Genomic DNA, 10,294 nt, shown 5'->3' on the forward strand with positions numbered 1-10,294 from the left:
GCTCCTGGGTGCCCGGCACGAGCCGGCCCGCGCCCAAGGACGGCGAGGGCGCGCCCGTGCCGGACCCGTCACCGGCGGGCCCGGGGCGGCGGAGCCCGTCACGGGCCCCGCCGACCGGCCCGTCACTCCTCCGTGACGAGTTCGAGGGTCTCGTGCGACGAGCCCTCCGGCAGTTCGGGAACGGGCCACTCCTGGTCGGGTACGTAACCCACCGTCCGCCACCACGGCTCGGACGGCAGTTCCCCGGCGGGCTCGAAAGGCTGTCCCGGAATGGGGAAGGCACCCGCCTGACCGATCGCGGCCGCGGCCTCACGGGTCCACTCCCCCGGCTCGGCCCACGGGTGCGGGGCGAGGTTGAAGGTGCCCCAGTGGATCGGCATCAGAACGCCGCGAGGGCTGCCGCCCTGGAGGTCAAGATGCGCGCGGAGCCCTTCGGCGGGCGTCATGTGGATGTCGGGCCAGAATTCGGAGTAAGCCCCGATCTGGATCATCGTCAGATCGAACGGGCCGTGCTCGGCTCCGATGTCACGGAATCCGGCGAAGTAACCTGTGTCGCCACTGTGGTAGATCCGGTGCTCGGCCCCCTCGACAGCCCAGGACGCCCAGAGGGTGTGCTGGCCGCTGCGCACGCCGCGTCCGCAGAAGTGCCGCGCGGGGGTCGCCGTGAGCCGGATGCCCGCCACCTCCGTGCTCTCGTTCCAGTCCAGCTCGCGCAGCCGGGTGGGTGACACACCCCAGTGCTCCAGGTGGGCGCCGACGCCGAGCGGCACGGCGAAGACGGTGTCCGTCCGGGCGAGGGCACGGATCGTCGGCAGGTCCAGGTGGTCGTAGTGGTCGTGGGAGATGACGACGACGTCCACCGGCCCCAGCGCGTCGAGCGACAGCGGGGCGGGATGGAGACGCTTGGGGCCCGCGAAGTCGAACGGGGAGCAGCGCTCGCCCCAGACGGGATCGAAGAGCACGCGGCTCCCGTCGATCTCGGCGAGAACGCTGGAATGGCCCATCCAGGTCACCCGGAGACCCGAGGCCGGCGGCCGGGCCAGGTCGGCGAAGGTCGTGGCGTGCACCGGAATGTTTCCGAGCGGTGCCCTGCGTGCCCGTTGCTCCTTGTTGAAGTAGGTCTTCGCGAGTTCCAGCGAGGAGCCCGAGGGCCGGGTCCGGGCCCCGACCGGATTCTGGAACACTCCGTCGGCGAAGTGGGGCGAGCGGCGGATGCGCTCCATCCGGGCCCCTGAGGGGTCGGCCCCGAACGCGTCGGCGCGCATCGAGCGGAGTCGGGTGCGCAGGGGGGTCAAGAATTCGGCGCCGGTCACAGCATCTCCTGGGGGAGTCGGTCTCTTCCTATTATGTGCGGGAGGCACGCCCGCGCGACGGTTCGCCCGGGGCGGGCACGGCGCCCCGGGCCTGCCCGACTCCCCACATGTATCGCGTCAGGCACCCGGCTGCCCGTACACGTGCTCGACATGGAGGGTGAGGACGACCCTGCGGTCCCGCACCATCGCCTGCCGGTAGTCGTCCCAGTCCGGGTGCTCGCCGAGCACGTCCCGGTAGAGGGAGATCAGCGCTTCGACGGTGGCGTCCTGGGGGTCGGCGGCGGGGGGAGTCAGCTCGGCCGTCCCGTCCACGACGGTCCACGCGCCCCGGTTCTCGCTCGTCACATGGAAACTCGCCCGGGGGTCGCGGCGCAGGTTCCGCGTCTTCGCCCGGTCCTCCGTCACCGAGACCCGGATCGTCCGGGCTTCGGCGTCGAAGGCGTGGTTCACGTTCGACAGTTGGGGTCGGCCGTTCTTCCTCAGCGTCACGAGCACCCCGTCGTGCGAGGCACCGACGAGTCGCAGGAGGTCTTCCTGTGCGGTATCGAGAGACGTCATGATCCGTCCAACGTGCCCACGCCCCGCAAGATTCCGCCGCCACGGCCCCGGCGAGGGGGTCGGCGGCACGTACGTCCACCTGGGGTCGCCGCCGTCGTACGAGGTGTTCGCCGGGACGGTGCTGGAGCGGATTCCGGCGGCGCCTGACGGGCACGCGACCGGCGGGCCCGTCACGTCTCCGAGTTCCCCCGGTGTGACGGGCCGTGGGCCGACCGTGCTCAGAGCGGCAGCAGGTCCGGGCGCTTCGCGGCGACCTCGTCGCCGGAGGACTCGCCGCGCAGCCGGCGGCCGATCCACGGGACGAGGTACTCGCGTGCCCACTGGATGTTGTCGCGCCGCATCTCGAAGGTGTTCCGCTGGGCCTGCGGGGGCCAGGGCTGGTCGGGGTCGGCCGGTGTCTCCAGGCCGAGGACCTGTGCGGCCCGCAGCGCCACCCGGGTGTGCCCTTCCGGCGAGAGGTGCAGCCGGTCGTTGTCCCAGGCCCGGCGGTCCTGGATCGAACGCAGGGACCAGAGGTCCAGCACCGGGCAGTGGTAGCGGTCCGCGATGGCCCGCAGGTGGACGTTGTAGGTGGCGATCTTGCCGCGCATGTGCCGGAGCACCGGGACCCCGCGGGTGTCGAATCCGGTCGTCACCATGACGGTGCCGACCGCGTCGGTGAGGTCGGCGACCGCGCGTTCGAAGCGCTCGGCCAGATCGTCCGGGTCGGTGCCGGGCCTGATGATGTCGTTGCCCCCGGCGCAGAAGCTCACCAGGTCGGGTGCGAGCTCCTTGGCGCGGGGGACCTGCTCCTCGACTATCTGATCGAGAAGTCGTCCGCGTACCGCGAGATTGGCGTACCGGAATTCCCCGTGCACGGAATCGGGACCCGTCGCCTCGTCGAGGGCGGGAAGCTGGTCCGCGAGGAGAACCGCGAAACGGTCCGCCCAGCCGACATAAGACCCGTCCGGTCCGGGGTCTCCGACTCCCTCGGTGAAACTGTCGCCGATCGCCGCGTACGACCCGATGGTGTCTGTCTGCTGGATTCTCGAATCGTCTGCCACGACCACATATCTTGCCCCTTTTCATGTGACCTACGCGACCGTAAGAAGGGGTTGACGTGGGGTGAGATAGACCACCTGGTCAGTTTTTGGTAAAGCCGGAATAAGTAGAGGGGCGGCACGCTTGCGCGTACCGCCCCTCGAATCCCTGACGGATCGTGACGATTCGTCAATGGGAGGTGGCTCAGATGGAGACGCCGTGGGACCGCAGGTAGGCGATCGGGTCCACGTCCGAGCCGTAGCTCGGGGTGGTGCGGATCTCGAAGTGGAGGTGCGGGCCGGTGACGTTGCCGGTGGCACCCGAGAGACCGATCTGCTGGCCGCCGGTGACGGTCTGGCCGGCCGAGACCATCAGCTGCGACTGGTGCGCGTACTGGGAGTACATGCCGTCGGCGTGCTTGATGATGACCTCGTTGCCGTAGGCGCCGTCGTAGCCGGCGGAGACGACTGTGCCGGGGCCGACGGCGCGGACGACGGTGCCGGTGGCGGCGCTGAAGTCGGAGCCGGTGTGGTAACCGCTGGACCACATGGAGCCGGAGGCGTGGTACTGGGTGGTGACGGTCGCGTTGGCCACCGGGGTGGTCCAGCCCGTGCTGTTGCTGTCGGCGGCCTTGGTGGTGGTCGCGGCGGACTCGGCCGAGGCCGCCGGGGCGGCCTTCGCCTCGGTCTTGGCGGCCGTCTTCGTCTCGGTCTTCGGGGCCTCGGCCTTGGCGGAGGACGCGGTGGAGGCCGAGCCGGACGCCTGGGCGCCGAGGGTCAGCTTCATGCCCGGGAGGATCAGGCTCGGGTTGCCGCCGACGACCTCGCGGTTGTCCTGGTAGAGCTTCTCCCAGCCACCCTTGATCTTGTGCTGGGCGGCGATCTTCGCCAGGTAGTCGCCGGGGACGACCTTGTAGGTCTTGGCGGACTGCTGGGCGGACTGGGCGGCGGCGGGGGCCGACTGCTCAGCGGCGTGGGCACCCGTGGCTCCGAGGAGCGGCAGGGCGACGACGGCGCCGCCCGCTCCGACGGCGAGGATGCCGCGAGCGATCGGGCCGGACTTCTTACGACGGTGCTTACCCGGGATGGGCATGGGGGAATTCCTCTCCGGCGCCTACGAGGTGAGCTGTCGGGTTCGGGCTGGAGATGCCCGGTCGCGCTGAACGCGACTTCACCCCGAGCCTTCCGGAACAACTCCGGTCGGCGGCTTACCTGGGTCCCCCGCTCCTGCCACGCATCAGTGAGTGCGAATTCCGGGCGGCGGCAGGATTAGGCGGTCCGTCCGGAGTGATGGTGAACGTAATCGAGCCAGGTCGGACGGAACAAGCCGTCGCAAGCGGAACGGAATCCCGGAGCCGAAATCGGCCCGCTTTTCCGGTCACCCTCCGTGGATTACCGATCTTGGCTTTCCGCGCGGCGGACGGACTGCCGCCCGGCTTCCCGGCCACACACGGTCACGGATATGATCCCGCTCACGAGATCACCCACCATCTCACCCATAAACGGGTGATGTTGATCAAAATACGTACAATACGGACATGTCGCGCACGTCACTGATGACGGTTCTTCAGCAGCCGGGGAGACGACCGCCGGCTCCCCGGCGCCGGGGAGCGATGTCGTAGGGTCGCGACGAGCCGACGTCGGCGAGCAGCGCCGGCGCGCAGACGCACCGAGGAGCCGCTGTGACGCAGGTGCCGCAGTTCTCGCCGGCCGAACCCGAGCTGAGCGGGGTCCGTAACTTCCGGGACGTGGGCGGGCTGCCCACTGCCGATGGACGACGGGTCCGGCACGGGAGGCTCTTCCGCAGCGGTCACCTCGCCGCCGCCACCGCCGAGGACGCCGTCTTCCTCGGCCGGCTCGGCCTGCACACGGTCTTCGATTTCCGTAACTCCGCCGACCAGAAGCTCGACGGCTTCGACATCGAACTGCCGGGCGTGCGCAACGTCCGCATCCCGCTCTCCGACCCGGCGGACGGGGCCGGCTTCTGGCGGCTGGTGCGCGAGGGCGACATCGCGCAGCTGCGTTCACTGCTCGCCGACGGCAAGGGCACGGAGCGCATGCTCGCCTCGTACCGCTCGATCATCACCGACCGTACGGCCGAGCAAGGCCGGGTCCTGCACGCCCTGGCGGAAGACAGCGTGCCGGCGCTGATGCACTGCGCCGCGGGCAAGGACCGGGCGGGCCTGACGATGGCGGTGACCCTGCTCGCGGTGGGAGTGGAGCGCGATGCCATCGCGGCGGACTACCTCAAGTCCAACGATGCGCACCGCCGGTACCGGCTGAGGCGTGGCGACAGCGCGGACCCCCTGGTGTCCGCCGAGGTGATGAGCCTGCTCAACCCGCTCTTCGGGGCACACATCGACTACCTGGACGCGGCCCTCGCCACGATCGAGGAGAACTGGGGCACCACGGAGCGCTACTTCGCCGAGGGACTGGGACTCTCCGGGGAGACCCGGGAGCGGCTGCGTGAGCGGCTGCTGGACGAGGCGTAGGCCGCACGCTCGTCGCGGCGGTCCGGTCAACCGGGCGATCCCGGTCGGGCCGCCGCCCGGACCCACCCCTCGTCGAGGTGGATCGTCCAGGTGTCCCCCACCGCCCGGTCCAGTTCGACCAGGACCGCGACGCCGGCGATGACCGCGGGCGCGTCGGAGAGCCGCAGCGGAGAGGCCGGGACGCCACGCCGCAGGTAGGTGGGCAGTTCGCCGTCGCAGACGAACGCGTGCAGCGGCACGGAGTCACCGCCGAACCACACGGCTCGGTGCTCCTCTGCCCACGCGGCCGCGGCGTCGACCCGGTCCAGGTGCGCCAGCAGGTGTTCGGGAGCGGGCCCGTGGCTGAACTGCACGAGGAAGCCGGCGGCGTCGACCGCCCACCAGTCCCACGTACATCCGGGCCGCGGATGCCGCAGGTCCGTCGTCATGCGGGCATGCTACGGAGCCCCGCGGTCCGGAGGAATCCCCCTACTGATTGCCGCCCGCCACGGCGAACAGGATGTAGAGGAAGGCGGCGATGACGTGCCCGGCGACCAGGTAGGCGACGAGCCGGATGACCATCCCGCGCGGCATCTTCCGCTCCTGGGTGTCCCGGGGGGCGCTGCTGCCGGTCTGCCGGGGCGTCAGCGGGTCGTAGTGCTCCGAATCGGACATGACGGTCCTCTCTTCCGTACGCCCGGGGCCGGGCGTACGAGGAATGGGCGCGGCACCGGGGTGCCGGGCGCGGTCAGCGCCGACGGGTCCCGTCACCGAGGCACAGCTCGGCGGCGGGGCTCTGCAACAAGGTGTGTACGAAGATCAGCTCGGCGCCCTCGGGCCCGGCGGCGGCGATCCGGTGCGGGGTGAGCGAGTCGAAGTGGGCGCTGTCGCCGGGCCCGAGCTCGTGCGTGGTTTCGCCGAGGGAGAGCCGCAGCCGCCCTTCGAGGACGTACAGCCACTCCTCCCCCGGGTGGACGCGCACCAGGTCGCCCTGGGCGCCGTACGGGACGCGGACGCGCAGGGCTTGCATGGCACGGCCCGGACCGCCGGCCCGGCGGTACATCCAGCCGTCCGCCTCGGGCCCGTCGAACCGGCCGCCGCGCACGATCGCGTCGCGTTCCGGGGGGATCTCGCCGAGGAGTTCGGAGACGGTCGTACCGTAGATACGGGCGAGGCCGAGGAGGACGGGCAGCGAGGGCTGACGGTTTCCCGTTTCGAGCCGGGAGAGATGGGCCGGGGAGAGTCCCGCGCGCTGCGCGGCGGCCTCCAGGGTGAGGCCTCGGCTCCGGCGCAGTTCGCGCAGGCGGGGGGCGACGCCGGGGAGGTCGTCGGCCACCCCTCCGTCAGGAGGATTCATACCTCCATTGCGCCACCGACTTTCCTCTGAGGCAAATTTCTTGCCTCAGAGGCAAAACCGTCGGAGACGGGTCAGCGGTTGGCGACCGCCTGCTTCACCAGGGTGCGGCCGAAGTCCCACATCAGGCCGCCCCCACCGTGGGCGTCGTCCATCACCGACTCGAAGGCCGTCACGAACCGGTCGACCTCGGGTTCGCCGATGATCAGCGGCGGGATCAGCTTGATCACTTCGAGATGGTCCCCGGACACCTGGGTGAGAATCCGGTGCTTCTGCAACAACGGTACGACAACCATCTGCGCGAAGAGTCCCTTGCGTGCGGCCTGGAGCATCGTCCACCGGCTGCGCAGCTTGATCGACGACGGCCGGCCGAACTCGATGCCGATCATCAGCCCGCGCCCGCGCACCTCGTGCAGCAGTTCGTACCGGTCGACCAGCGCGGCGAGCCGTGTCCGCAGCAGGTCCCCGGTGCGCCGGGCGTGGGCGACGGTCTCCTCGTCCTCCATCACCGAGAGGACCGCGAGTCCCGCCGCCATGGCCTGGGCGTTCGAACCGAAGCTCGCCGAGTGGACGAGCACCCGGTCCATGGAGGAGTAGACCTTCTTGAAGATCCAGTCCTTCCCGATGGTGGCTCCGACCGGCACATAGCCGCCGGAGAGCGCCTTGGCGACGCAGACCAGGTCGGGCTCGACGCCGTCCTCGTGCTGGTACGCGTAGAAGTCGCCGGTCCGGCCGAGACCGGTCTGCACCTCGTCCGCGATCAGCAGCGCCTTGTGCCGGTGCAGGAGCTCCTGGGCCTCGCGCAGGAAGCCGGGCGGCGCCGCGTGCACGCCCTTGCCCTGGATGGGCTCGACGACCAGTGCCGCCACGTCGCCGCGCTTGAGCTCCCGGCGCAGCGCGTCGAGGTCGCCGAGGGCGATGGCGGTGTCGGGGAGCAGCGGGGCGAAGCCGTCGCGGAAGCCGTCCTCTCCGTTGATCGAGAGCGAGCCGGTGGTGAGGCCGTGGAAGGCGTGGGTGCAGTAGAGGACGCGTGGTTTCCCGGTGGCGTACCGGGCGAACTTGAGCGCCGTCTCGACGGCCTCGGTACCGCTGTTGCCGAAGAAGACCCGGTCGAGGTGGGGGCTGTGGGTAAGGAGCTTCTCGGCGAGCAGACCGGGCAGCGGCTGGCAGTCGAAGCGGGTGAGGTCGGCGAGGGAGGCGTCGAGCACGTCGTGGAGTGCCTTGCGGACGACCGGGTGGTGCCGTCCGAGGCCCATCACGCCGAATCCGGCGAGCATGTCGAGGTAGTCTTCGCCGTCCGCGTCCCAGAAGTGGGCGCCCTCGGCCCGTTCGTAGACCTTGTCGAAACCGATGGTGTGCAGCATGCGCGGCAGTTGGTGGTTGAGATGGCGCGCGTGCAGTTCGTAGCGTTCGGCGCCGCGCTCCGCGAGCAGCGTCGCGAGATCGAACCCCTTGCCGGCGCTGTCGGCGCCGTCGGTGTGCGCGGCGCCGGCCGCCCTGTCGTCCTTCATTCCCCGCTCGTCTCCTTCTTCGCCCGAACCGCTGGATTCGCTGGTGTCGCTCCGCGCGCCTCGCGTCCTCGTTCCGTACCGTCCCCGGCCGGCGGTACGGGATGCGGGGCCGTCGCTTCCTCTTCGGCGCGGTCGGCGGGGTGGCCGTCCGGGGCTCCGGGACGTCCCGCGAGTGCCGCGCCGATGCTGCCCGCGATCTCCACCGGGGTCAGTCCGACGTCGGCGAGCAGCTCACCGCGTCGGGCGTGGGCGAGGAACTCCTCGGGGATCCCGAAGGTCCGCAGCGGGACGTCCACTTCCGCGTCCCGCAGCGCCTGCCCGACCGCCCAGCCGACGCCTCCGGTACGGCAGTTGTCCTCGACGACGGCGACCAGCCGGTGCCTGGCGGCGAGGGGGGCGAGCTCCTCGTCCACCGGTCGGACCCAGCGCGGGTCGACAACGGTGCAGCCGATCCCCGCGCCGGTCAGCAGGTCGGCGGCGCGCAGGCAGACCGGGGCCATCACCCCGACCGCCACCAGCAGCACGTCGGAACGCTCGCCCCGGTGCAGTACGTCCATGGAGCCGACGCGTCCGACTGCGGGGACCGCCTCCCCCACGGACTCCTTGGGGAACCTGACGACGGTGGGTGCGTCGTGGACGTCGACTGCCTCCCGGAGCTGCGCTCTGAGCTGCTCGGCGTCGCGCGGGGCGGCGATCCGCAGCCCGGGCACGACCTGGAGCACCGACAGGTCCCACATGCCGTTGTGGGAGGGGCCGTCCGTGCCGGTGATCCCGGCCCGGTCGAGCACGAACGTCACGCCGCTGCGGTGCAGGGCCACGTCCATCAGCACCTGGTCGAATGCCCTGTTGAGGAAGGTGGAGTAGACGGCGACGACGGGGTGCAGTCCGCCGGCGGCCATTCCCGCGGCGGAGACCGCGGCGTGCTGCTCCGCGATGCCCACGTCCACGACCCGGTCCGGGAAGGCGGCGGCGAACTCGGTGAGCCCGACGGGATGGAGCATGGCGGCGGTGAGGGCGACCACGTCGGGGCGCTCCGCCCCGATCCGGGCGATCTCCTCGCCGAAGACGGAGGTCCACGAGGGTCCGGCGGGCGCGGTCAGCGGACGGCAGGTCAGCGGGTCCATCGCCCCCACGGCGTGGAAGCGGTCGGCCTCGTCCCGCAGGGCTGGGGTGTAGCCGCGGCCCTTCTCGGTGATGCAGTGGACGAGCACGGGCCCCCGGAAGTGCTTGGCCCGTACGAGGGCCGACTCGACGGCGGCGATGTCGTGGCCGTCGACCGGTCCGACGTATTTGAGGCCGAGGTCCTCGAAGAGCCCCTGCGGGGCGAAGGTGTCCTTGAACCCCTTCTTCGCCCCGTGCAGCGAGCCGTACAGCGGCTGTCCGACGACGGGGGTGCGCTCCAGGAGTTCCTTGCACCGGGCCAGGAAGCGTTCGTAGCCGTCGGTGGTACGGAGGGTGGCGAGGTGGTCGGCGAGGCCGCCGATGGTCGGGGAGTACGAGCGGGTGTTGTCGTTCACCACGACGATCAGGGGGCGGTCCTTGGCGGCGGCGATGTTGTTCAGCGCCTCCCAGGCCATGCCGCCGGTGAGTGCGCCGTCCCCGATGACGGCGACGACGTGGTCGTCCCTGCCGAGCCGTTCATTGGCCTTGGCCAGCCCGTCGGCCCAGCCGAGCGCGGTGGAGGCGTGCGAGTTCTCGATGACGTCGTGCGCGGACTCGGCGCGGGAGGGGTAGCCCGAGAGGCCGCCCTTGCTCCGCAGCTTGGAGAAGTCCTGGCGGCCGGTGAGGAGCTTGTGCACATAGCTCTGGTGGCCGGTGTCCCACAGGATCCGGTCGCGCGGCGAGTCGAAGACCCGGTGCAGGGCGATGGTCAGTTCCACGACGCCGAGGTTCGGACCGAGGTGCCCGCCGCTGCGGGACACCGCCTGCACGAGGAACGTCCTGATGTCCGCCGCGAGTTCGTCCAGTTGCGTTGCGCCGAGCGGCGCGAGGTCCCGTGGTCCCCCGATGGATTCCAGCAAGGTCACGAACGTGCCCCCTCGTCGGTTCCTGGTGGAAGGAGGGCGGT

Annotated in this window: 10 protein-coding genes and 1 riboswitch; of the genes, 1 reads left to right on the forward strand and 9 read right to left on the reverse strand. The window is 70.8% G+C overall.

Annotation, left to right across the window (positions count from 1 at the left end):
* Positions 1 to 122 precede the first annotated feature (122 nt).
* From ACFWEP_RS25130 to ACFWEP_RS25145, 4 genes are all read right to left on the reverse strand, one after another.
* Positions 123 to 1,313, reverse strand: a complete 1,191-nt coding sequence (locus tag ACFWEP_RS25130; RefSeq protein ID WP_387373091.1) for an MBL fold metallo-hydrolase — start codon at positions 1,311 to 1,313, stop codon at positions 123 to 125.
* 117 nt (positions 1,314 to 1,430) lie between these two features.
* Positions 1,431 to 1,871 carry a PPOX class F420-dependent oxidoreductase gene (locus tag ACFWEP_RS25135; RefSeq protein WP_387373093.1) on the reverse strand — a complete coding sequence of 147 codons (441 nt, stop codon included), beginning with the start codon at positions 1,869 to 1,871 and terminating at the stop codon, positions 1,431 to 1,433.
* Positions 1,872 to 2,089: 218 nt separating this feature from the next.
* Complete coding sequence (locus ACFWEP_RS25140) at positions 2,090 to 2,914, reverse strand: SGNH/GDSL hydrolase family protein (protein WP_387373094.1); 825 nt, start codon at positions 2,912 to 2,914, stop codon at positions 2,090 to 2,092.
* 181 nt (positions 2,915 to 3,095) lie between these two features.
* Positions 3,096 to 3,983 (reverse strand): LysM peptidoglycan-binding domain-containing M23 family metallopeptidase, encoded by an 888-nt coding sequence (locus ACFWEP_RS25145; RefSeq protein ID WP_387373096.1) that lies wholly within the window; start codon positions 3,981 to 3,983, stop codon positions 3,096 to 3,098.
* Between the two features lie 5 nt (positions 3,984 to 3,988).
* Positions 3,989 to 4,143, reverse strand: a riboswitch (cyclic di-AMP (ydaO/yuaA leader).
* 429 nt (positions 4,144 to 4,572) lie between these two features.
* On the opposite strand from ACFWEP_RS25145, the gene ACFWEP_RS25150 reads away from it, so the two are divergent.
* Positions 4,573 to 5,382: a tyrosine-protein phosphatase gene (locus ACFWEP_RS25150; RefSeq protein WP_387373098.1), complete on the forward strand. Its 810-nt coding sequence runs from the start codon at positions 4,573 to 4,575 to the stop codon at positions 5,380 to 5,382.
* Between the two features lie 26 nt (positions 5,383 to 5,408).
* Here ACFWEP_RS25150 and ACFWEP_RS25155 read toward each other — a convergent pair whose 3' ends face one another.
* The 5 genes from ACFWEP_RS25155 to dxs all read right to left on the reverse strand — a co-directional run bounded on the left by ACFWEP_RS25155 (position 5,409) and on the right by dxs (position 10,253).
* A complete protein-coding gene (locus ACFWEP_RS25155) occupies positions 5,409 to 5,810 on the reverse strand; it encodes a hypothetical protein (protein ID WP_387373100.1) in 402 nt (133 codons plus the stop codon).
* Positions 5,811 to 5,850: 40 nt separating this feature from the next.
* Positions 5,851 to 6,036, reverse strand: a complete 186-nt coding sequence (locus ACFWEP_RS25160) for a DUF6126 family protein (protein ID WP_387373101.1) — start codon at positions 6,034 to 6,036, stop codon at positions 5,851 to 5,853.
* Positions 6,037 to 6,109: 73 nt separating this feature from the next.
* The gene (locus ACFWEP_RS25165; RefSeq protein ID WP_387373103.1) at positions 6,110 to 6,718 is read right to left on the reverse strand and encodes a helix-turn-helix domain-containing protein; all 609 of its coding nucleotides are present in this window, start codon (positions 6,716 to 6,718) and stop codon (positions 6,110 to 6,112) included.
* 71 nt (positions 6,719 to 6,789) lie between these two features.
* A complete protein-coding gene (locus ACFWEP_RS25170; RefSeq protein ID WP_387373105.1) occupies positions 6,790 to 8,226 on the reverse strand; it encodes an aspartate aminotransferase family protein in 1,437 nt (478 codons plus the stop codon).
* Entirely contained in the window at positions 8,223 to 10,253 is a 2,031-nt protein-coding gene (gene dxs / locus ACFWEP_RS25175; protein WP_387373107.1) for a 1-deoxy-D-xylulose-5-phosphate synthase, read from the reverse strand. Before dxs ends, ACFWEP_RS25170 begins: the two co-directional genes overlap by 4 nt.
* Positions 10,254 to 10,294: the final 41 nt, after the last annotated feature.

It is taken from the genome of Streptomyces sp. NPDC060198 (assembly GCF_042728415.1).
Lineage (GTDB): Bacteria > Actinomycetota > Actinomycetes > Streptomycetales > Streptomycetaceae > Streptomyces.

Bases quoted from the DNA above. Each gene is read 5' to 3' on its own strand.
- ACFWEP_RS25145 (WP_387373096.1), bottom strand. From the start codon at position 3,983: ATGCCCATCCCGGGTAAGCACCGTCGTAAGAAGTCCGGCCCGATCGCT.
- ACFWEP_RS25155 (WP_387373100.1), bottom strand. From the start codon at position 5,810: ATGACGACGGACCTGCGGCATCCGCGGCCCGGATGTACGTGGGACTGG.
- ACFWEP_RS25135 (WP_387373093.1), bottom strand. From the start codon at position 1,871: ATGACGTCTCTCGATACCGCACAGGAAGACCTCCTGCGACTCGTCGGT.
- ACFWEP_RS25165 (WP_387373103.1), bottom strand. From the start codon at position 6,718: ATGAATCCTCCTGACGGAGGGGTGGCCGACGACCTCCCCGGCGTCGCC.
- ACFWEP_RS25160 (WP_387373101.1), bottom strand. From the start codon at position 6,036: ATGTCCGATTCGGAGCACTACGACCCGCTGACGCCCCGGCAGACCGGC.
- ACFWEP_RS25170 (WP_387373105.1), bottom strand. From the start codon at position 8,226: ATGAAGGACGACAGGGCGGCCGGCGCCGCGCACACCGACGGCGCCGAC.